26 protein-coding genes and 1 pseudogene are annotated in these 20674 nt (G+C 67.6%); 17 read left to right on the top strand and 10 right to left on the bottom strand.

Annotation, left to right across the window (positions count from 1 at the left end; genetic code table 11):
- Nucleotides 1-74: 74 nt before the first annotated feature.
- Complete coding sequence (locus A5790_RS02900; RefSeq protein WP_066841325.1) at nt 75-560, bottom strand: nuclear transport factor 2 family protein; 486 nt, start codon at nt 558-560, stop codon at nt 75-77.
- Nucleotides 557-1357, bottom strand: a complete 801-nt coding sequence (locus A5790_RS02895) for an SDR family oxidoreductase (RefSeq protein ID WP_066841517.1) — start codon at nt 1355-1357, stop codon at nt 557-559. Before A5790_RS02895 ends, A5790_RS02900 begins: the two co-directional genes overlap by 4 nt.
- A 122-nt stretch (nt 1358-1479) precedes the next feature.
- Between A5790_RS02895 and A5790_RS02890 the strand changes: the two genes are divergently transcribed.
- The 4 genes from A5790_RS02890 (at nt 1480) to A5790_RS02875 (ending at nt 4596) form a co-directional block, all read left to right on the top strand.
- A complete protein-coding gene (locus A5790_RS02890) occupies nt 1480-2328 on the top strand; it encodes a DUF3097 domain-containing protein (RefSeq protein WP_066841516.1) in 849 nt (282 codons plus the stop codon).
- A gap of 20 nt (nt 2329-2348) precedes the next feature.
- A complete protein-coding gene (locus A5790_RS02885; RefSeq protein ID WP_066841324.1) occupies nt 2349-3677 on the top strand; it encodes a replication-associated recombination protein A in 1329 nt (442 codons plus the stop codon).
- Between the two features lie 122 nt (nt 3678-3799).
- Nucleotides 3800-4105, top strand: a complete 306-nt coding sequence (locus A5790_RS02880) for a helix-turn-helix transcriptional regulator (protein ID WP_066841515.1) — start codon at nt 3800-3802, stop codon at nt 4103-4105.
- Between the two features lie 17 nt (nt 4106-4122).
- The gene (locus A5790_RS02875) at nt 4123-4596 is read left to right on the top strand and encodes an SRPBCC family protein (RefSeq protein ID WP_066841323.1); all 474 of its coding nucleotides are present in this window, start codon (nt 4123-4125) and stop codon (nt 4594-4596) included.
- A 66-nt stretch (nt 4597-4662) separates the two neighbouring features.
- On the opposite strand, the gene A5790_RS02870 is transcribed toward A5790_RS02875, so the two are convergent.
- Both A5790_RS02870 and A5790_RS02865 read right to left on the bottom strand, forming a co-directional pair.
- Entirely contained in the window at nt 4663-4971 is a 309-nt protein-coding gene (locus A5790_RS02870; RefSeq protein WP_064395413.1) for a GlsB/YeaQ/YmgE family stress response membrane protein, read from the bottom strand.
- 79 nt (nt 4972-5050) lie between these two features.
- Nucleotides 5051-5671 (bottom strand): hypothetical protein, encoded by a 621-nt coding sequence (locus A5790_RS02865; RefSeq protein WP_066841322.1) that lies wholly within the window; start codon nt 5669-5671, stop codon nt 5051-5053.
- A 119-nt stretch (nt 5672-5790) separates the two neighbouring features.
- Between A5790_RS02865 and A5790_RS02860 the strand changes: the two genes are divergently transcribed.
- From A5790_RS02860 to A5790_RS02835, 6 genes are all read left to right on the top strand, one after another.
- Entirely contained in the window at nt 5791-6192 is a 402-nt protein-coding gene (locus A5790_RS02860) for a secondary thiamine-phosphate synthase enzyme YjbQ (protein ID WP_066841321.1), read from the top strand.
- 147 nt (nt 6193-6339) lie between these two features.
- The gene (alaS, locus tag A5790_RS02855) at nt 6340-9042 is read left to right on the top strand and encodes an alanine--tRNA ligase (protein ID WP_066841320.1); all 2703 of its coding nucleotides are present in this window, start codon (nt 6340-6342) and stop codon (nt 9040-9042) included.
- A 4-nt stretch (nt 9043-9046) separates the two neighbouring features.
- The gene (gene ruvX / locus A5790_RS02850; protein WP_066841319.1) at nt 9047-9628 is read left to right on the top strand and encodes a Holliday junction resolvase RuvX; all 582 of its coding nucleotides are present in this window, start codon (nt 9047-9049) and stop codon (nt 9626-9628) included.
- On the top strand, nt 9621-10862 hold the full coding sequence (gene mltG, locus A5790_RS02845; RefSeq protein WP_066841318.1) for an endolytic transglycosylase MltG: 1242 nt from the start codon (nt 9621-9623) through the stop codon (nt 10860-10862). The genes ruvX and mltG overlap by 8 nt, the downstream gene beginning before the upstream one ends.
- Nucleotides 10859-11659 (top strand): shikimate dehydrogenase, encoded by an 801-nt coding sequence (locus A5790_RS02840; RefSeq protein ID WP_066841317.1) that lies wholly within the window; start codon nt 10859-10861, stop codon nt 11657-11659. Before mltG ends, A5790_RS02840 begins: the two co-directional genes overlap by 4 nt.
- 115 nt (nt 11660-11774) lie before the next feature.
- The gene (locus A5790_RS02835; protein WP_066841316.1) at nt 11775-12206 is read left to right on the top strand and encodes an A24 family peptidase; all 432 of its coding nucleotides are present in this window, start codon (nt 11775-11777) and stop codon (nt 12204-12206) included.
- Here the strand turns inward: A5790_RS02835 and A5790_RS02830 are convergent.
- Genes A5790_RS02830 through A5790_RS02810 form a run of 5 tightly spaced genes read right to left on the bottom strand, consistent with a single transcriptional unit; the run spans nt 12203 to nt 14576 of the window.
- The gene (locus tag A5790_RS02830; RefSeq protein ID WP_066841315.1) at nt 12203-12403 is read right to left on the bottom strand and encodes a CbtB-domain containing protein; all 201 of its coding nucleotides are present in this window, start codon (nt 12401-12403) and stop codon (nt 12203-12205) included. The two genes, A5790_RS02835 and A5790_RS02830, sit on opposite strands and share 4 nt — an antisense overlap.
- Nucleotides 12396-12686, bottom strand: a complete 291-nt coding sequence (locus A5790_RS02825) for a nitrile hydratase accessory protein (RefSeq protein ID WP_066841314.1) — start codon at nt 12684-12686, stop codon at nt 12396-12398. Before A5790_RS02825 ends, A5790_RS02830 begins: the two co-directional genes overlap by 8 nt.
- Nucleotides 12683-13303, bottom strand: coding sequence for a nitrile hydratase subunit alpha (gene nthA, locus A5790_RS02820; RefSeq protein WP_066841313.1), 621 nt, complete (start codon nt 13301-13303; stop codon nt 12683-12685). The genes A5790_RS02825 and nthA overlap by 4 nt, the downstream gene beginning before the upstream one ends.
- Nucleotides 13303-14034 carry a nitrile hydratase subunit beta gene (gene nthB / locus A5790_RS02815; RefSeq protein ID WP_066841312.1) on the bottom strand — a complete coding sequence of 244 codons (732 nt, stop codon included), beginning with the start codon at nt 14032-14034 and terminating at the stop codon, nt 13303-13305. Before nthB ends, nthA begins: the two co-directional genes overlap by 1 nt.
- On the bottom strand, nt 14034-14576 hold the full coding sequence (locus tag A5790_RS02810) for a DUF1097 domain-containing protein (protein WP_066841311.1): 543 nt from the start codon (nt 14574-14576) through the stop codon (nt 14034-14036). Before A5790_RS02810 ends, nthB begins: the two co-directional genes overlap by 1 nt.
- 102 nt (nt 14577-14678) lie before the next feature.
- Between A5790_RS02810 and A5790_RS02805 the strand changes: the two genes are divergently transcribed.
- Nucleotides 14679-15065 (top strand): nuclear transport factor 2 family protein, encoded by a 387-nt coding sequence (locus A5790_RS02805; RefSeq protein WP_066841310.1) that lies wholly within the window; start codon nt 14679-14681, stop codon nt 15063-15065.
- Nucleotides 15062-15553 carry a DUF3237 domain-containing protein gene (locus A5790_RS02800; protein WP_066841309.1) on the top strand — a complete coding sequence of 164 codons (492 nt, stop codon included), beginning with the start codon at nt 15062-15064 and terminating at the stop codon, nt 15551-15553. The genes A5790_RS02805 and A5790_RS02800 overlap by 4 nt, the downstream gene beginning before the upstream one ends.
- Nucleotides 15554-15774: 221 nt before the next feature.
- Here A5790_RS02800 and A5790_RS02795 read toward each other — a convergent pair whose 3' ends face one another.
- Nucleotides 15775-16548 carry an alpha/beta hydrolase gene (locus A5790_RS02795; RefSeq protein WP_066841308.1) on the bottom strand — a complete coding sequence of 258 codons (774 nt, stop codon included), beginning with the start codon at nt 16546-16548 and terminating at the stop codon, nt 15775-15777.
- 96 nt (nt 16549-16644) lie between these two features.
- On the opposite strand from A5790_RS02795, the gene A5790_RS02790 reads away from it, so the two are divergent.
- The 5 genes and pseudogenes from A5790_RS02790 to aroQ all read left to right on the top strand — a co-directional run bounded on the left by A5790_RS02790 (nt 16645) and on the right by aroQ (nt 20663).
- Nucleotides 16645-17253 (top strand): TetR/AcrR family transcriptional regulator, encoded by a 609-nt coding sequence (locus tag A5790_RS02790; protein ID WP_066841307.1) that lies wholly within the window; start codon nt 16645-16647, stop codon nt 17251-17253.
- 37 nt (nt 17254-17290) lie between these two features.
- Nucleotides 17291-18502 (top strand): chorismate synthase, encoded by a 1212-nt coding sequence (gene aroC, locus A5790_RS02785; RefSeq protein ID WP_066841514.1) that lies wholly within the window; start codon nt 17291-17293, stop codon nt 18500-18502.
- Nucleotides 18502-19026 (top strand): annotated as a pseudogene (locus tag A5790_RS02780) (shikimate kinase); the annotation flags it as partial. The gene aroC and the pseudogene A5790_RS02780, both read left to right, overlap by 1 nt.
- A gap of 115 nt (nt 19027-19141) precedes the next feature.
- Nucleotides 19142-20218 (top strand): 3-dehydroquinate synthase, encoded by a 1077-nt coding sequence (gene aroB / locus A5790_RS02775; RefSeq protein WP_066841305.1) that lies wholly within the window; start codon nt 19142-19144, stop codon nt 20216-20218.
- Between the two features lie 4 nt (nt 20219-20222).
- A complete protein-coding gene (aroQ, locus tag A5790_RS02770) occupies nt 20223-20663 on the top strand; it encodes a type II 3-dehydroquinate dehydratase (RefSeq protein WP_066841304.1) in 441 nt (146 codons plus the stop codon).
- Nucleotides 20664-20674 lie beyond the last annotated feature (11 nt).

Below are 20674 nucleotides of genomic sequence, written 5' to 3'. Positions count from 1 at the left end.
CCGCGAGCGGCCGTGTTTGCACACGACACGCCGCGACAATTTGACCTCCCGCGGTCGCTCGCGCCGGTCGAGAGTCACCCCGATGTCGGGTGTCCGGCCACGCCAGCCGTCAACAACTCGCGAGCCTCGACGCTGCCGTCGAGTTGTCGGGTTCGCCGCGCGACGATCGCCCATCGGCCGTCGCTGCGGTGCAACCGGAAGTGGTTGGCGCCGGCACGTGACACCGCGAAACCGTCGTCGTGGCGCGTCACCAACAGCGACTCGCAGACCGCGACCGCGTCGTCACCGTCCACCGTGACCACCGCGGGTCCCAAGAAGTGGCAGCATCCGCGACGGATCAAACCCTGGTGCGCGTCGGAGCGGACCATCGCCGCGACCTCGCCACGGCCCGCCATGTGCCAACCCTCGACGTCGTAGGTGCCCTCGTCGGCCCAAAGGTCCGCGGTCGCATCGGCTTCGCCGGCGTCCACCAGCGGACCGTAGGACGCGATCAGCCGCTCGATCGCGCGCTCGTCCTCGAGGCGGGCAAGTCGCCGTTCAAGGTCCGCCAATTCGGTCATCGGGTTCCTTTCTCGCCCAGCAGCTTCTGCATGAACTCGTGCGTGCGCAGCACGACCTTGGCGCGGTCCGGGTCGTTGCGACGTGCGACGTCCTCGGCGTTACCGCCTGCCACATACACCGGCCCGTTCGCCAACTGCTCCAGACCTTCTCGCGCCACGTCGGCAGGATCGGCCACCCGCATACCGGGCACGTCGAAGTTCAGGCCTACCCGCTCCATGGCCGGTGTGCGGGTCACGCCGAGGACGAGTTCGAGCACATGGACGTCGTAGTCGCGCAGTTCGAGCCACAGGCTCTCGGCGAAGATCCGGCCGAACGCCTTCACCCCGCCGTAAACGGTGTGGCGCACGGAGCCCAGGTATCCCGCCATCGACCCCACCATCAGGATGCCGCCGCGGCGGCGCTCTCGCATCGGACGGCCGAAGTGCTGCACCATCGCGAGCATGGTGCCGACGTTCAGGTCGATCACCTTCTGAAAGTCGGCGAGGTCAGCGTCGAGGAAGTGCTCGCTGCAGGTGTTGGCTCCGGCGTTGTATATCAGCAGGCCGACCTCGACGTCACCGGTGACCGCCACGGTGCGCTCCAGCGCGTCGGGTGAGGTCAAGTCGACGGCAAGGGTTCGCACCGCAACGCCGGTGCGGCGACAGGTTTCGGCCGTCTGCTCGAGCGGGTCGGGCTTGCGCGCGATCAGCACGAGGTTGAACCCAGCGTGGGCAAGTTGGTGGGCGAACTCGGCGCCGACGCCTTCGGAGCCGCCGGCGATCACCGCCCAGGGTCCGTATCGGAACAGATCGGTCACGCCCCGCATTGTCGCCGACGCGCCTTTCTCATCCGCGGGCAGACGTCGCAGTGGCAGACATCTCGGCGTGTCGCAACCTCATCGCATCGGGTGGGGGCGAGACGCGGCCCTACGATCGCCCGGTGGCTGATCGCTATGGCTCCGACATCCTGGCCAACAACCCTCACCCGCGCAGAGTCCGCTCCACTGAACAACCGGCCGAGATCGGGCTCGTCGTCGAGGACGCGCAGACGGGATTCGTCGGCGCCATCGTGCGGGTTGAGTACGGCCGCATGGAACTGGAAGACCGCAACGGACGGCGTAAACCGTTTCCCGTCGGGCCGGGCTATTTGATCGACGGAAAGCCCGTCATCCTGACCGCTCCTCGCCGAACCGTACCCAAGACCACCCGAACGGCGTCGGGATCCGTTGCGGTGCACGGCGTCCGGGCGAAAGTCGCGTTGGCCAGCCGCATCTACGTCGAGGGCCGGCACGACGCCGAACTCGTCGAACAGGTCTGGGGCGACGATCTGCGGATCGAAGGCGTCGTCGTCGAACACCTCGGCGGCATCGACGATCTCGTCGCGATCGTCGAGGACTTCCGGCCCGGGCCCGGCCGCCGCCTCGGCGTCCTCGTCGACCACCTGGTCGCGGGTTCGAAGGAGGCCCGCATCGCCAGCGAGGTCATGAACGCGGTCCGGCGCGGGCCCGGCGGCTCCCACACCTTGGTCGTCGGCCACCCGTTCATCGACATCTGGCAGGCCGTCAAACCCGAGCGGTTCGGCGTCGAGAAGTGGCCCGCGGTGCCGAAAGGCGTCGACTGGAAGGCGGGCGTGTGCCGCGCGCTGGGCTGGCCGGCCGCCGGACAGGCCGACATCGCCAGGGCTTGGCAACGCATCCGCGGGCGGGTGCGGGACTGGAACGACCTCGAGCCCGCGCTGATCGGGCGGGTCGAGGAGCTGATCGACTTCGTGACGCAACCCGCGTCGTGACGGCGTGGTAAGCAGAAGGCGTGTCCGACGGTCTGTTCGACGTCCCCGGCGAGGCCCCAACGCCCGCGGCCGGGCCCGTAGGCGCGTCGGCGCCCTTGGCGGTGCGGATGCGTCCGGCCACCCTCGACGAGGTCGTCGGCCAGGACCACCTGCTGCAGCCCGGCTCTCCGCTGCGTCGAATGGTGGAGGGGTCGGGTGCGGCCTCGGTCATCCTCTACGGCCCGCCCGGTACCGGTAAGACCACGCTGGCGTCGCTGATCTCACAAGCCACCGGCCGACGATTCGAGGCGCTGTCGGCGCTGTCGGCGGGCGTCAAAGAGGTGCGCGCCGTGATCGACGTCGCCAGGCGTGCGGCCGCCTACGGCGAGCAGACCGTGCTGTTCATCGACGAGGTGCACCGCTTCTCCAAGACGCAACAGGACGCGCTGCTGTCCGCGGTCGAGAACCGCGTCGTCGCCTTGGTCGCTGCGACCACCGAGAACCCGTCGTTCTCGGTGGTGGCCCCGCTGCTCTCGCGGTCGCTGATCCTGCAGCTGCAGCCCCTCGATACCGACGCGGTGCGCACGCTGGTCCGCCGCGCCATCGACGACCCTCGGGGCCTCGCAGGCAGGGTGCCCGTCACCGACGAGGCCGTCGAGCTTCTGGTTTCGTTATCTGCCGGCGACGCCCGCCGGGCGCTGACCGCGCTGGAGGTGGCGGCCGAAGCTGGCGAGGCCGTGACGGTCGAGACCATCGAGCAGTCGCTGGACAAGGCCGCCGTCCGCTACGACCGCGACGGGGATCAGCACTACGACGTGATCAGCGCGTTCATCAAGTCCGTGCGCGGATCCGACGTCGACGCCGCACTGCACTATCTGTCCCGGATGCTGGTCGCGGGGGAGGACCCACGCTTCGTCGCGCGGCGGCTGATGATCCTGGCCAGCGAGGACATCGGCATGGCGGATCCGACGGCGTTGCAGACCGCGGTGGCCGCCGCTCAGACCGTGCAGTTGATCGGCATGCCAGAAGCGCAGCTCACGCTCGCGCACGCAACGGTTCATCTCGCGACGGCGCCAAAGTCGAACGCGGTGACCACGGCGCTGGGGGCGGCGATGGCCGATATCCGGGCGGGTAAGGCCGGGATGGTGCCGCCGCATCTGCGCGACGGCCACTACTCCGGCGCGGAGAAGCTCGGAAACGCGGTCGGCTACAAGTACAGCCACGATGATCCGGACGGGGTTGTGCCGCAACAGTATCCGCCCGATGAACTGGTCGGTGTCGACTACTACAAGCCGACCTCGCATGGCGTGGAGCGCGAGATCGCCACCCGACTCGACAAGCTGCGCGCGATCATCCGTCGTAAGCGCTGACTTCAGCCTTGACACGGCCTTTGGGCCGGTTTACCTTGGTAGTCAACCATAGAGTTGATCAAACATAAGGTTGACAGTTGGAGCGTGATGACGATGCTGACTCCGCACTCGACCGCGCCTTCATGGCGCTGGCCGACCCCGTCCGGCGCGCCATCGTGGCGCGGCTGTCTCGGGGGCCGGCCACGGTCAACGAGCTCGCGGAGCCCTTCGACATCACCAAACAGGCAGTGTCCAAACACATTCAGGTGCTCGAGCAAGCGGGACTGGTCACCAGGACCCGCGAGGCTCAGCGCAGGCCGGTACACCTGGACGCCGCCGCGCTCGAGCGGCTGACCGCATGGATCGACCGGTACCGGCTCGACGCCGAACGCAGTTATCGCCGGCTGGACGCCCTGCTGGCTCAGATTTCACCGATGACCGACACCTGACAGGAAAGAACCGACACATGAGGAACGCACTCGATATCACGGCCCCCGTGGACACACTGGCCATGGAGTTCACCCGGGAATTCGACGCTCCCGTCGACGCTCTGTTCCGCGCGCACGCCGAACCCGATCTGATCAAGCAGTGGCTCGGCCCGCGCGGACTGGAGATGTCAATCGAGGAGTGGCACTTCAAAAGCCACGGCGGATACCGCTACGTGCATAAGGACCAGGGCGGCGCATACAGCTTCAACGGCACGTTCCACACCGTCCGGGAGAACGACTTCATCCTGCAGACGTTCGAGTTCGACGGGGCGCCGGATCAAGTCAACATCGAGTACTTGTGGTTCGAGGACCTCGGTGGTGGCCGCAGCCGCTTGCGCGGCCGGTCGATCTGCCCGTCAGTCGAGGCCCGCGACGCGCTCCTGGCCTCCGGTATGGAGGGCGGGATGACCGAGGGCTACGAGAAGCTCGACGAACTACTGAAGACGCTGTGAGACACCCTGTGCAGAAGCGATCCCGGCTGCCGGGGGGCGCAGCCGGGATCGCCTGGGTGGTTTTCGCTAGCGCAGGACGCCGCCGCGACGGCCGCCCGTCACGCCGGTGCGCCTGCGTCCCATGAGCGCCGATACCAGAGCCACGCCGATCACGGCGACGACGACCTGGCAGAGCAATTCGATCCAGTCGACGCCGGCAGTTGCGGTCGGCAGCCCGAGCGCATTGGCGAGCCACGTGCCGATCAGCGCCGAGACGATGCCCACGAGAACGGTCACGATGATGCCGATGGGCTGCCTGCCGGGCAAGATCAAGCGGGCGAGCACGCCGACCACTGCGCCGATGAGAATCGCGGTGATAACTCCGGTGACGGTCATGGTTTCTCCAGGGTCTCGGGGTGCAGCTGACATACCCCGACACCGACGTCAATAAACTGATCGGCGCGGCGGACCGGGATCAGACCATTTCCGGTATGCGGAGGTGGGCGAGGGCCAGATCGAACTCGCCCACGTCGACGATGTCGGCTCCCAATTCGCGCGTCCGGGTGTTACGCAGTTCCCTGGCCTGGTCCCGGTTCTCCACCATCGCTTCGTGGCTGTCGAACGTCGCCGACGCCACGGCGCGGCCCGAATCCGGATTTATCAGGTAGCTGGCGCTGTAGAAGCCGTGCAGTTCCTCAAGGGCCGGCAGCACCTCGGTCTTGAAGAACGCGATCGAGCGTGCGACGTGTTCGCGAGGCACCCTCAGCCAGGTGGCCCGGACGCAGGCGCCGTCGGCCGAGCGGTGATCGCGGTGCATGACGCCGATCTGCCACTGATCGACGGTCGCCTCACCGCCGAGGGCCTCGGCGGCGCGATCGCGCAGCGGTGCCGCCCGCTCGGTGCTCGCCCGCAGCGCGTCCTCGGAGTCCCATGCGCTGGTCGCGATGCAGTGGCCGGATTCTCGATCCACCAACAACGACAAGCCGACGAACCCGTCGACCGCTTCCAGCGCGGGCATGACCTCGGACCTGATGAACGCGATGCCGTCATCGATCGACGAAGGTCGTGCATGGATGGTGGTAGAGCGTGCGTACACGGCCCACCTCCTTTGCTCGGGGCAGCGCCCCAGCGGCGCCGCCGGACCACCTCTCAGCTTCCTCCTGGTAGGAGGTCGATTCAATGGACGATAGAAACGCGACTCGTACTCTCGATGAGGTGGATACCGACGTGATCGACATCGAGACCGGTCAGCGCCGCATCATCGACCTGACCGACGACGTGCGCTCGTTCTGCGGCCGCCGCGGCGACGGGTTGTGCAGCGTCTTCGTCCCGCACGCGACCGCGGGTGTGGCGATCATCGAAACGGGCGCGGGTTCTGACGACGATCTCGTCGACACCCTCGAGAACCTGCTCCCGCGCGACGATCGCTACCGGCACTCCCACGGCTCGCCGGGACATGGCGCCGACCATGTGCTGCCCGCCCTGGTGTCGCCGTCGGTGACCATCCCGGTGCAGAACGGCGAGCCGTTGCTCGGCACCTGGCAGAGCATCGTGCTCGTCGACCTTAACCGCGACAATCCGCAGCGCAAGGTCCGGCTGAGCTTCATCGACGCGTGACGTGACATCGGTGACACCAGACCGAGTCTGACCTGGGCACTGCCGACGCGGCCCGTTCGTTGTCTTTTCGGCGTGACAACCGCGACCGGTACTGTAGTGCGGTCGAATAGTCGCAGGTATCAGCGAAACTTCAAGGATGTATCAGACGTGCAGACACACGAGATCAGGACGCGTTTCCTCGATCACTTCGTGAAGGCGGGCCACACCGAGGTGCCGAGCGCCTCGGTGATCCTGGACGACCCCAATCTGCTCTTCGTCAACGCCGGCATGGTCCAGTTCGTGCCCTACTTCCTGGGTCAGCAGGCCCCGCCGTGGAAGCGGGCCACCAGCATCCAAAAGTGCATCCGCACACCCGACATCGACGAGGTGGGCATCACCACCCGCCACAACACCTTCTTCCAGATGGCGGGCAACTTCTCGTTCGGCGACTACTTCAAGAAGGGCGCCATCGAGTTCGCGTGGACGCTGCTCACCAATCCGGTCGAACAAGGTGGTTACGGGCTCGACCCGCAGCGCTTGTGGGCCACGGTCTACATCGACGACGACGAGGCGATGGCCCTCTGGCAGGAGGTGGCAGGGCTGCCGGCCGAGCGCATCCAGCGTCGCGGGATGGCCGACAACTACTGGTCGATGGGCATCCCGGGGCCGTGCGGGCCGTCGTCGGAGATCTACTACGACCGGGGCCCCGAGTACGGCGTCGAGGGCGGCCCGATCGCCAACGAAGACCGCTACATCGAGATCTGGAACCTCGTCTTCATGCAGAACGAGCGCGGCGAGGGCACCTCCAAGGAGGACTTCGAGATCCTCGGGCCGCTGCCGCACAAGAACATCGACACCGGCATGGGCGTCGAGCGGGTGGCGTGCCTGCTGCAAGGCGTGGACAACGTCTACGAGACCGACCTGCTGCGTCCGGCCATCGACCTGGTGGCCGCGCACGCCCCGCGCGGCTACGGGCAGGGCAGCCACACCGACGACGTGCGATACCGCATCATCGCCGACCACAGCCGCACGGCGGCGATCATCATCGGCGACGGTGTGAGCCCCGGCAATGAGGGCCGCGGATACGTGTTGCGCCGCCTGCTGCGCCGGATCATCCGCTCCGCGAAACTGCTCGGCGTCGAACAACCGATCATGGCCGACCTGATGACCACCGTGCGCGAAGCGATGGGCCCGTCGTATCCGGAACTGGTCGCCGACTTCGACCGCATCCAACGCATCGCCGTGGCCGAGGAGACCGCGTTCAACCGGACGCTGGCCTCCGGTTCCCGGCTGTTCGACGAGGCGGCCGGCGCCACAAAGGCCAAGGGGGCCACGGTGTTGTCCGGCTCCGATGCGTTCACGTTGCACGACACCTACGGGTTCCCGATCGAGCTCACGCTGGAGATGGCGGCCGAACACGGCCTGTCCGTCGACGAGGAAGGCTTCCGCGGTTTGATGGCCGAGCAGCGCCAACGCGCCAAGGCCGACGCCGCGGCGCGCAAGCAGGCGCACTCGGATCTGTCGGCGTACCGCGATCTCGTCGACGCGGGTCCGACCGAATTCACCGGATTCGACGAGTTGTCTTCCGAGGCACGGATTCTCGGTATCTTCGTCGATGGAGAGCGGGTGCCGGTCGTCTCGCACAGCGGTTCCGGAGGAGGCCCGCCGCCGGACCGCGTCGAGTTGATCCTCGATCGCACCCCCTTCTACGCCGAGTCCGGCGGCCAGATCGCCGACGAGGGCACGATCAGCGGATCGGGCGCCTCCACCGCGGCCAAGGCGGCGGTCACCGACGTGCAGAAGATCGCGAAGACGTTGTGGTCGCATCGTGTCCGTGTGGAGTCCGGCGAGTTCGTCGAGGGCGACACGGTCGTCGCCGCGGTCGACCCGAAGTGGCGCCACGGCGCCACGCAGGGCCACTCCGGGACCCACATGGTGCACGCCGCGCTGCGGCAGGTGCTGGGGCCCAACGCCGTTCAGGCGGGCTCGTTGAACAGGCCCGGTTATCTGCGGTTCGACTTCAACTGGCAGGGACCGCTTTCCGAGGAACAACGCAGCCAGATAGAAGAGGTGACCAACGAGGCGGTCGAGGCCGACCACGAGGTCCACACGTTCACCACCGAGTTCGACAAGGCCAAGGCGATGGGCGCGATAGCGTTGTTCGGCGAGCAGTATCCCGAACAGGTTCGCGTGGTCGAGATCGGCGGACCGTTCTCGCTGGAGCTGTGCGGCGGCACCCACGTGCACAACTCTGCGCAGATCGGTCCGGTCACCCTTCTCGGTGAGTCGTCGGTCGGCTCGGGCGTGCGCCGGGTGGAGGCCTACGTCGGCCTCGAGTCCTTCCGCCACCTGGCTAAGGAACGGGCGTTGATGGCCGGGCTTGCGTCGACGCTGAAGGTGCCCTCCGACGAGGTGCCAGCGCGGGTGGCGAACCTGGTCGAGCGGTTGCGGGCGGCCGAGAAAGAGCTGGACCGGTTGCGTCTGGCCAATGCCCGCGCCGCGGCAGCCAATGCCGCCGCGGGCGCGGAACTTGTCGGTAAGGTCCGTCTCGTGGCGCAGCGCATGGCCAGTGGGATGTCGGCCGGTGATCTGCGCACGCTCGTCGGCGACGTCCGCGGCAAGCTCGGCAGCGATCCCGCCGTTGTCGCGCTGATCGCCGAGGGTGAGAACGACAGCGTGCCGTTTGTGGTTGCGGTCAACCCAGCCGCACAAGACCTCGGGTTCCGTGCCAACGATCTGGTGAAGACGCTGGGTGCGGCCGTCTACGGTCGCGGCGGCGGAAAACCCGATCTGGCACAGGGTTCGGGCAAGGGGGCGGCAGGAATCGACGCGGCGCTGGCGGCGCTCCGCGCAGAGATCGACCGAGGCTAGCGGCGTGAATTCCACACCGACGGGCGACGATCCGCACTCGCGGGGGGACTCAGGCGACCGTCGACCGGATCGGCCTGGGCATTTGCTGAACCCGCCGGATCCGGGGCGCGGCCGCCGGATCGGCATCGACGTCGGCAGTGTGCGGATCGGCGTGGCCGCCAGCGATCCGGACGGCATCCTGGCCACGCCTGTCGAGACCGTTCGTCGCGACCGCACCGACCGGCACATCCGCAGGCTCACCGGTTTGGTCAAGGACCTCGATGTGGTGGAGGTCGTGGTGGGGTTGCCCCGCACGCTCGCCGATCGATCGGGGACCTCGGCCCAGGACGCCGTCGCGTTGGCCGATGCGTTGGCCGCACGGATCGCGCCGACACCGGTGCGACTCGCCGATGAACGACTTACTACGGTGGTGGCGCAACGCTCGCTGCGGGATGCCGGTGTCCGCGCCAGAGGGCAGCGCTCGGTGATCGACCAAGCGGCGGCGGTGGGCATTCTGCAGAACTGGTTGGACCAGCGGCGCGAAGCGGCGCGCACGCAAGGAGCGGATGAGCACGTTGCCGCGCATGGAGAGGTCGGGGATGACTAACCATTGGGGCGCCGAGCGGGCCGAACCTGTTGCGGTGGGTCCGCCGCGGCGCCGGATGACCCGCGCGGAGCGGATCCGCGCGGCGCGCAGCCGGCGCAAGCGCCGCTTGGCAAGTGGCCTGGCCGTCGGCCTGCTGATCGTGGTCGTCATCGGTGCGGTGTTCCTGGGTTCGAAGTTGTGGCACTCACTGTTCGGCGGTAACGACTTCAGCGGCGACGGTGTCGCTGACGTCGTGATCCAGGTGCACGACGGCGACTCGACGACCGCGATCGGCAAGACGTTGCAGGAGCACAAGATCGTCGCGACCGCCAGCGTGTTCGTCGACGCCGCAGAAGGCAACGAAGCGATATCGGCGATCCAACCGGGCTTCTACAAGATGCGGACCGAGATTCCGGCCGCTAACGCCGTTGCGCGGCTTTCGGATCCGAAGAACCGGGTCGGCAAGCTGACGATTCCCGAAGGGCGCCAGCTCGACGATGTGCGTGATGTCAAGACCAACGCGGTCACCGAGGGCATCCTCACCCTGATTTCGCGAGCGACGTGTGTCGACCTCGACGGTGAGCGCCACTGTGTGTCCGCCGACGCGCTGAAGAACGTGGCCGCGACGGCGGCGCCGGCGTCGCTCGGTGTGGCCGACTGGGCCGTCGGCCCCGTCCGGGCGATGGGTGACGACCATCGCCGCCTCGAGGGGCTGATTGCCGCGGGGACGTGGAACATCGACCCGTCGGCACAGCCGCAAGAGATCTTGACCAATCTGATCTCCACCAGCGCAACCCAATACGCCAACGGTGGACTGCTCGAAACGGCCGCGGCCATGGACATGTCGCCCTACGAGATCCTGATCGTCGGCTCCCTGGTGCAGCGGGAGTCGACACCGGAGGACTTTGCGAAGGTGGCGCGCGTCATCTACAACCGGCTGGCGGAGAACCGCACACTCGAGTTCGACTCGACGGTGAACTATCCGCTCGACCGCATCGAGGTGGCCACCACCGACGCCGACCGCGCCCAGCGCAACGACTGGAACACCTATGTGCGCCCCGGCCTTCCGGCGACACCGATTTGTTCGCCGAGCACCGCGGCGTTGACCGCTGCGGAGAACCCTGCGCCAGGGGACTGGCTGTACTTCGTCACCATCGACATGCAGGGCACGACGTTGTTCACCCGGGACTACCCGCAACACCTCGCGAACATCGAGCTCGCCAAGCGCAACGGTGTGCTCGACTCCGCGCGGTGAGCGCGGGGCGTAAGGCGGCGGTGCTCGGTTCGCCGATCGCGCATTCGCGTTCCCCGCAGTTGCATCTCGCGGCGTACCGGGCGCTGGGTCTGCCCGACTGGACCTATGAGCGCATCGAGTGCACGGCCGAACAGCTGCCGAACCTGGTGGGTGGGCTCGGACCGGAGTGGGTCGGCTTGTCGGTCACCATGCCCGGTAAGTTCGCCGCGCTGGGGGTCGCCGACGAGCGCACGGCGCGCGCAGAACTGGTCGGGTCGGCTAACACGCTGGTGCGCACCGATATTGGCTGGCGGGCCGACAACACCGACATCGACGGGGTGAGCGGCGCCCTCGGCGAGGCGCCCGCCCAACACGGTGTGGTCATCGGGTCAGGCGGCACGGCGCCCGCGGCCATCGTCGCGCTCGCGGAACGCGGCGTCGCCCGGATCACCGTGATCGCGCGTAATCCGGACAAGGCCGGTCCGCTGGTGGATCTGGCGACGCGGGTCGGCGCCGAGGCGCGATGGGCCGACATCGACGGAAGCGGCCTGGCAGCGGCGGCGGCCGACGCGGATCTGATGATCAACACAATTCCGGCGGACGTCGCCGCGGCGTATACCCCCGCACTGGCCGTCGTCCCGCTGCTGCTCGATGCGATCTACGATCCCTGGCCGACCCCGCTGGCCACCGCGGTGCAGAACGCCGGTGGACAGGTGATCAGCGGCCTGCAGATGCTGTTGCACCAGGCGTTCGCGCAGGTCGAACTCTTCACCGGGATGCCGGCGCCGAAAGAGGCGATGGCCGCGGCGCTCGACTGACCCGGCGATCCTGGCGCCCAGTTCTGCGCCAGGGTCGTGATCCGGGGCGAATTCACAGCCCTGGCGCAGAAATCGGTGACCAAGCGTGCTCCGGGCGGGCGTTAGCCTTTCGTAGATGGGGGGAGTGGTGGCCTGCGCCGCCGTGCTGGCGTGGCTGGTGGCGCTGAGCGTGTTCGACGTCACGGCGCGTCGGCTGCCCAACTGGCTGACCCTGCCGGGTGCGCTGGTGATCGTTGCGGCCGCGTTCGCGGCGGGGCGCGGTGGTGCGGCCTTGAGCGGCGCCTCGGCGCTGTTTCTCGTGTACGTGACGGTGCACCTGCTCGCGCCCGCGGCGATGGGCGCCGGCGACGTCAAACTCGCTATCGGTCTCGGAGCCCTGACCGGTTCATTCGGCGTCGACGTGTGGGCCCTGTCCGCGCTTACCGCACCGCTGGTGACGGCGACGTGGGCCGTTGTCGCCGTGATATGCCGCAGGGAAAGCACTGTCCCACACGGCCTGTCGATGTGTCTGGCCGCGGCGACGGCGACGGGGCTCGCGGTGTCCTAGTGGCAGGGGAACCCGAGCAGATGGCGGGCGTCGTGCACGAACTCGTGGATGTGGGTGTCGGAGCCGAAGACCGACGTCGCGCCCTGGTCGAGCCCGACGAGATACAGCACCATCAATGCCAGGAACGCCGTACCGGACAGCCACGCGGTGGCGGCCAGTCCGCTGACGTCGATGCGGGTGGCGGTCTCCTCAGTCATGGCTGTCTCCGGTCATCCGGGCGGGCGCGGTCAGCAGATGGTGGTCGTGAATCACCCTCTCCAGGGCGCTGACCCAGTGGTCGTAATACCGCCAGTCGCCGCGGTCGGTTTCCGGGCTCTCCTCCCACCGGCCGATCGTCTCTATCAGGCTCTGCTGGAAGTCACTCCAATCGAAGTGGCGGAATTCCGACAGGGCCAGTGCCAGACCGAACGCCCGCCGCTGCCAGTCGTGGTCGAACTGCGGGGCCGCCTGGTCGGTGGTGCAGGTCTCGTGCAGGTTCATGAGACCGGCCCCGCCAGGGCCACGCCCATCATCGATTCGGTGGTGACCAGTTCCATCAGCTCCTCGTCAGTGAATTGTTCTGTGCCGGACGGGCGTTCGGGAATGACGAACCACCGTGAGTGTCCGCTGCTGTCCCAGACCTTGATCTCGGTGTCCTCGGGCAGTTCGACGCCGATCTCGGCGAGCACCTTGCGTGGTTCGCGCGCTGCGCGAGCACGGAACACCGGGTCCTTGTACCAGTACGGCGGCAGACCCAGCACGGGCCAGGGGAAGCACGAACACAGCGTGCAGATGACCAGATTGTGCACACCGGGGGAGTTGGCGACGGCCTGCAGATGCTCACCCTCGGCGCCGGCCATACCCTCGGGCAGCTCGAGTTCGGCGATGGCTGCAGGGGTGTCGACCACGACGCGAGCCGCGAAATCCGGGTCGGTCCATGCCTTCACGACGATCTTGCGTCCGTTCAGCGGTGTCATCTCTGATTCGAAGTACGACAACACTTTGTCCACGGTTTGGTTTGTGATCACGCCCTTCTCGATCAGAAGAGATTCCAGCGCAGCGACTTTGGCGGCGCTGGACAGCTCGCGGTCCTCCGGGTAGTAGAACTGGTCGCTCATCACGCTCCTTCCAGGTAGGCCTCGAACAGCTCGGCGTAGATGGTCAGCGGACCGTTCTCGGCGCGCTCACCGAACAGATCCTGCGGGTCGAACGCGACGATGTAGATCGGCATCGGGTCACCGATGCCGTCGCCGGTGTGGGTGAAGTACGCGTAGTCGCCCTCGAAGATCCGCTCCACGGTGCCCACGCGGCCACGCAGATAGCCGGGCAGGCGGGTGTGGGCGGCAGCGGGGACGTTGGTGATGCGCACGGAGTCGCCGACGGCGAACTTCGGGTGAGCGACGTCGCGGCGGGGACTGTCGCCCCGACGAAGGTAGTCGACGACCTGGTCGTCGATCGCCGGTACCGGATCGCTGACGGCAGGGGCGGCTTCGGCGGCCAATTCTTTACGCGCGGCCAATTCGTCTTCGGTCACGTAGCCCTTGTCGATGAAGAACTGCGTGATGCCGCCCAGCCACTTCTCGTAGTAGCGGAACTTGAAGTAGTCGAACGGGTTCATCGCTTCGGCGCCGGTGCGCAGGTCGGCCCACGTCCACTCGTCCTTGAACGCGGTCGGCACCTTGTCGATCGGATACCGCGGAAGCGACGAACCGAGGTGGTTCGACAACCCCATCATCGCGACGTGGATACCAAAGATCCGCTTCTCCCATTCTTCGACGAAGACTCGCTTCTCGAGGTTGAGCGGTGCCGGCAGCCCCTCCAGGCCGCCGAGGTAGTGCTGCAGCTTCATTACGCGGGGCTGCCTTCCGTCGTCGGTGCAATTTCCGGACTCGCGTGGTGCGTTTCGGGCTCGCGGGTCAACACCTTCGCGACGTACTCGCTCAACAAACCGAACGAGGCCCCGAGCACACACGCCATCGCGGCGACCAGGCCCGGATGCGATATCGACGTCACGGTGATCGCGTTGCCCGTCCCGGCCACCGTGGACACTGTGCTCGCGAAACCCACCACCACCGCGGGCGTCGTCGAGAGCAGCGGTAGCCAGGACGCCTGCACCATCACCGCGCTGCCGATCCCGACGGCCACCGCGACCGCCAACAGGCTGCCGCCCAACAGGTGGCCCGCATACAGGCTCGCCGCCGCGATCAGGACGCCGGCCAGATTGCTCGCCAGCGACCGCACCCATCCGCCGATTCCGCCACCGACGAAGAAGAAGGAGGCCCACGTCAGGAAGACCACCCAGATCGGGACCGTGATCACTTCCGCGGTCAAGGCCACCGCGAGTCCGCCGAGCACACCGATGCTCACGGTCAATGCCGATCTTGAATCCATGGAAGAACTGTGCGGTCGCGGTGTTTCGCCCGCGTAACGACTGTGTTGGATTCAGAACAACTGCAGTTGCATACTCAGAGTATGTTAGTACATACTGTGAGTATGCAAAATCTCGACCTTGACCTGAAAGCCATCTCGGAGCGGTATTTCGCCGCATGGGCCGATCGCGACCCCGACGCGATCGCCGACCTGCACACCGCGGACACCCGGTTCTGGACCCATGTGGACATCGAGCCCGCGGTCGGCCGCGACGCCGCGCGGGAGGCGTTCGCCGGTGTCTTCCGGCAATTCCCCGACTTCGCCTTCGAGGTCAACCGCGTCCTCTACGGCAGTGCCCACTGGGTGCTCGACTGGGTGTTGATCTCCGGTGACGTGCGATTCGACTGCCTCGACGTTGTCGTCGTCTCACCCGACGGACTGGTCGCCCGCAAGGACTCGTTCATCGACTCCGCGCAGATGGTCGCGTCGATGAGCGGAGGCCGTTCGTGACTGCGGCAGCAGCGATCGACCAACTGCCACTCATCGACGCGCTGCCCGTGGAGCACCTCTTCGACGTCAGCGTTGATCTGCTTCCGGCACAACCGGTTCCGACCGCAACCGGCATGCGGCTGACGTTCGTCACCAAAGGCGGGAGCGTGAACGGGCCGCGGCTGCGCGGCGAGGTACTACCCGGGGGTGGTGACTGGCTGCTCGTCGGTGACGACGGATGCGGCAGGGTCGACGTCCGCGCGACCTTGCGCACGCACGACGGCGTGCTCATCCACTTCGAGAGCGCGGGCATCGTCAACGTTCCCGCCGACGGCCTCGACCGGCTGGCGCGCGGGGAGGTACTCGGTTTCGACGAGACCTACGTGCGGACCACGCCGAGATTCGCCACCGCCGACGAGCGGTATGCATGGCTCGGCGGAATCGTCGCGGTGGGTTACAACATCCTCTCGCCCGACCACGTCGACTACCGCATTTATCAAGTGCTCTGAACTGAAGAGGCAGAACGCCGCGAACGCGCTGAATTCGAAGCTGAAAGAACGCCACCGCCAAGACTGGCCGGCCGCCGACGACAAACCGCACACTCCCGAAGAGAGTGGGTTGTTCGAGACACAGTGGAATTGCTGAGCTGCAACTGATTCAGAGGAGATGAGTACAGCTCCGCTCTGACATGCCCGGGACTGGCCCGGCAAGGCCCGCGGAGCGAGCACGATTACTCGGCGGCGAGCTCGCATTCGTGGCCGCTCGCGAGCACTCGCTCCAGCCACTGAAGCACCGGCGGCGCTACCTGCTGCAGACCCGACTCCGCGACGATCCAGTGCGGCATGTCCGGATGCATTTGATGCTCGGCGCCGTACCGCTTTGCGATCCGTCGCGAAATCCACGGCGCGACATTGCGATCCGAACCGCCGCTGACCACGAGCACGGGACACCTCACCGAACGCCGGTTCGCCCGCACCGACGGCGTGCCCAACGTCAACGCGCGAAACGCCTTGCCCGAGTCGGGCACCAGCTTCGGTACCAGCTCATCCTGCTCGGCCGTCGGCAGCGTGCTCAACGGCACCGCCCGCATCGTGCGCGCATTCGGCAGCACCGGCCGGCCTGCCAGCACCGCCGGCAGGATCGGCACCAGGTGCGGCAAAGACCGCAGCTGCGGCCACAAAACCCCGGCCGGAATCGACGCCAGTAGCACCAGCGCGCGCACGTCGCGCACTGCGGCCAGTTTCTGGCCCAATAGCCCGCCGATACTGTGGCCGACCACCACCGCCGGGGCGTCCAGGCTGTCGTACGCGGCCAGTGCCGCCTCGAAGAACTCCGCCACCCCGCTCGCCGACAACACCTCCCGATCCGTCGGGTTGCGGCCGGGCATTGTCGCGGTACGACACTCGTACCCCGTGGCGCGGAAGAACTCCAGCCACGGCTTGTACAGCTCGGGAGTTCCGAAAATCGAGTGTAGGAACAGGATCGGCGGCTTCTCGGGCGTCATCGCACTGATTCTCGCGGACGGTGTTCGCCGAGTCGATTACCTCGGAGGTCATGGAAGCTCCCACCCACGACCGCACGACACTTGCATACTCGAGGTATGCCCGCAACGCGACTCACCCAGGCCGAACGCACCGAGGCGACCACCGCCGCGCTCATCGACGCGGCGCGCGCGTTGTTCGCCGAGAACGGATACGAGACCACCTCGCTCGACGCCGTCGCGGCCCGGGCGCGGGTGACCAAGGGTGCCGTCTACCACCACTTCGACGGAAAGCGCGGGCTGTTCGAGGCGGTCTTCACGCGCGAGGTCGAGCGGATGGCGGTGCCACTGGCCGAGACCTATCAGCGTGCGTACGCACGGAAGAAGGATCCGTGGGACGCGTTCGGGGCAGGCTGCCGGGCGTTCCTCGACGAATGCCTCGACCCGGGGGTGCAACGGATCGTGCTGCTCGACGCGTTCACCGCGCTGGGCTGGGAGCAGATGCGGCGCCTGGAGACCCCGCTGCTCGACATGATGGAGGCGGCCATCGCTCGTGCGGTCGACGCGGGGCGGATCGCCAAGCGCACGCCTGGGCCGCTGGCGCACTTCCTGTTCGGAGCCATCTGCGAGGCGGCCATGATCGTCGCGCGCTCGACCGATCAGAAGGCCGCGCACCGTCAGGCCGCGGCCGAACTCGCCCGCGTCCTCGACGGCCTGGTCATCGCCTGATTCGGGGTCAGACGGCCGACGTGGGAAGATGGGACGCGTGTTGCGATGGACCACTGCTGGTGAATCACACGGCCGCGCCCTGGTGGCCGTGGTCGAAGGCATGGTCGCGGGCGTGCACGTCACCTCCGACGACATCGCTGGACAACTGGCGCGTCGACGTCTCGGGTACGGTCGCGGCGCCCGGATGAAGTTCGAGCAGGACCAGGTCACGATGCTGGCGGGGGTTCGACACGGCGTCACGCTTGGCGGCCCGATCGCGGTCGAGATCGGCAACACCGAGTGGCCGAAGTGGGAGACGGTGATGGCCCCGGATCCGGTCGACCCCGCCGAGCTGGCCGAGAGCGCGCGCAACGCGCCGTTGACGCGGCCCCGGCCCGGGCACGCCGACTACGCGGGCATGCTCAAGTACGGCTTCGACGACGCCCGCCCGGTGCTGGAGCGTGCCAGCGCGCGCGAGACCGCGGCCCGCGTCGCTGCGGGCACCATCGCCCGCGCATTCCTCAAGGAGGCCCTCGGCGTCGAGGTGGTGTCCCATGTCATCTCGATCGGGGCGTCGGACCCCTACGACGGCCCGCCGCCCCAAGCCGCCGACCTCGCGGCGATCGACGCCAGCCCGGTGCGCGCGTACGACAAGGACGCCGAGAAGTCGATGATCGACGAGATCGAGGCGGCCAAGAAGGACGGCGACACGCTGGGCGGCGTCGTGGAGGTGGTGGCCAACGGCCTTCCGGTCGGGCTGGGCTCATTCACCAGCGGCGACAACCGGCTGGACAGCCAACTCGCCGCCGCCGTGATGGGCATCCAGGCGATCAAGGGCGTCGAAATCGGCGACGGCTTCACGACCGCGCGCCGCCGCGGCAGCGCCGCCCACGACGAGATGTATCCCGGTCCGGACGGTGTCATGCGCTCGACCAACCGCGCGGGCGGGCTGGAAGGCGGCATGACCAACGGCCAGCCGCTGCGGGTGCGCGCCGCGATGAAGCCGATCTCCACGGTGCCGCGCGCCCTGGCCACCGTCGACATGGCCACCGGTGAAGAGGCCGTCGCGATCCACCAGCGCTCCGACGTGTGCGCGGTGCCCGCCGCGGGCGTGGTCGTCGAGACCATGGTGGCGCTGGTCCTGGCGCGCGCGGCGCTGCAGAAGTTCGGCGGTGACTCGTTGACCGAGACGCGCGCCAACATCGACAACTACCTGCGCTGGGTGGCCGAACGTGAGCCCTCTCCGCAACGGGTCCAGGCTTCGGGCTGATGGCGCCCCGAGCAGTGCTGGTCGGATTGCCCGGCTCGGGTAAGTCCACCATCGGGCGGCGGCTGGCCAAGGCGCTCGACCTTTCAATGCTCGACACCGACGCCGCGATCGAGGAGACCACGGGCCGCACGATCGCCGACATCTTCGCGACTGACGGCGAGCAGGAGTTCCGCCGGATCGAGGAAGAGGTCATTCGCTCGGCACTGCAGACCCACGATGGTGTGCTGTCGCTGGGCGGCGGCGCGGTGACCACACCCGGCGTGCGCGAGGCTCTGGCCGGTCATACGGTCATCTATCTGGAGATCAGCGCCGCAGAGGGGGTTCGCCGGACCGGCGGAAGCACCGTGCGTCCACTGCTCGAAGGCGGTGACCGCAGCGAGAAGTTCAAAACGCTGATGTCCGAACGGGTTCCGCTGTATCGCGAGGTGGCGACGCTTCGGGTCAACACCAACCGGCGCAACCCCGGCGCCGTGGTGCGCTACATCGTGGCCCGCCTCCAGAACCCCGAGACCACCCACTCCTCGCGACGCAAACGCCGCTCGCCGTGGCGCAGGGGCCCGTCGCAGCTGACCGCCGAACCCAGTACCGAGGCCCCGCCGTCCCCGGCGGCGGTCGCCGCCCGCAATCCGAAGGCCAACCGTGACTGAGCCCGTGACCATAGACGTCCTCGTTGAGGTTCCCTACCCGGTGATCGTCGGCACCGGACTGCTCGGCGATCTCGTGCGCGTGCTCGAGGGCAGGCACAAGGTTGCGATCCTGCACCAGCCGACGCTGGCGCAAACCGCCGAGGTCATCCGAAGCGCCCTGGCAGACAAGGGGATCGACGCACACCGCATCGAGATTCCGGACGCCGAGAAGGGCAAGGACCTGCCCGTCGTCGGGTTCATCTGGGAAGTGTTGGGGCGCATCGGGGTCGGCCGCAAGGACGCGATCGTCAGCCTGGGCGGGGGAGCGGCCACCGATGTCGCCGGGTTCGCCGCCGCCACCTGGCTGCGCGGAATCGACATCGTGCACGTGCCGACCACGCTGCTCGGCATGGTCGACGCCGCGGTCGGCGGTAAGACCGGCATCAACACCGACGCGGGCAAGAACCTGGTCGGCGCGTTCCACCAGCCGACGGCCGTGCTCGTCGACCTCGCGACCCTGCAGACGTTGCCGCGCAACGAACTCGTGGCGGGTATGGCCGAGATCGTCAAGGCCGGCTTCATCGCCGATCCGACGATCCTCGACCTGATCGAGGCCGATCCCGACGCGGCGCTCGACCCGGCGGGCGCCGTGCTGCCCGAACTGATCCGCCGCGCGATCGCGGTCAAGGCCGAGGTGGTGGCCGCCGACGAGAAAGAGTCACAACTGCGCGAGATCCTGAACTACGGCCACACCCTGGCCCACGCCATCGAACGCCGCGAGCGCTACCAGTGGCGACACGGCGCCGCCGTCTCGGTGGGACTGGTGTTCGCCGCCGAACTCGGCCGGCTCGCGGGCCGCCTCGACGACGAAACCGCCGATCGGCACCGTTCCGTGCTGACCTCGCTCGGGCTCCCTGTCAGCTATGACCCCGACGCCTTCGGTGACTTGCTGGAAAATATGGCCGGTGACAAGAAGACCCGCGCGGGTGTGCTGCGGTTCGTCGTGCTCGACGGTCTCGGCAAGCCCGGACGCCTGGAGGGGCCCGACCCGTCACTCCTGGCGGCAGCCTACGCAGAAATAGGGCGGTGACGTCATGACCCAGACCGTGCTGGTGCTCAACGGTCCCAACCTCGGTCGGCTTGGCCGGCGCGAGCCGGACGTGTACGGCAGCACCACCCACGACGAGCTGATGGAGCTCATCGACCGCGAGGCCGAGGTGCTTGGCCTCAAAGCCGTTGTGCGCCAGAGCGATAGTGAAGCGGACTTGTTGGGCTGGATCCATGCTGCCGCCGACGCGGGAGATCCGGTGATCATCAACGCTGGCGCGCTGACCCACACGTCGGTCGCTCTGCGGGACGCCTGCACCGAATTGCGTGCGCCGCTGATAGAGGTGCACATCTCGAACGTGCACGCCCGTGAGGAGTTCCGGCACCACTCTTACCTGAGCGCGGTGGCCACCGGCGTGATCGTCGGACTCGGCGTGCAGGGTTACGCGTTGGCGCTGCGCTATCTCGCGTCCCTGGAAGACAGGTAGTCGATTACTCA

Source organism: Mycobacterium sp. 852002-51152_SCH6134967, assembly GCF_001667105.1.
Lineage (GTDB): Bacteria > Actinomycetota > Actinomycetes > Mycobacteriales > Mycobacteriaceae > Mycobacterium > Mycobacterium neumannii_A.
Note: the sequence above shows the minus strand (reverse complement) of the source record. Positions and strands in the feature narration are given on the sequence as shown.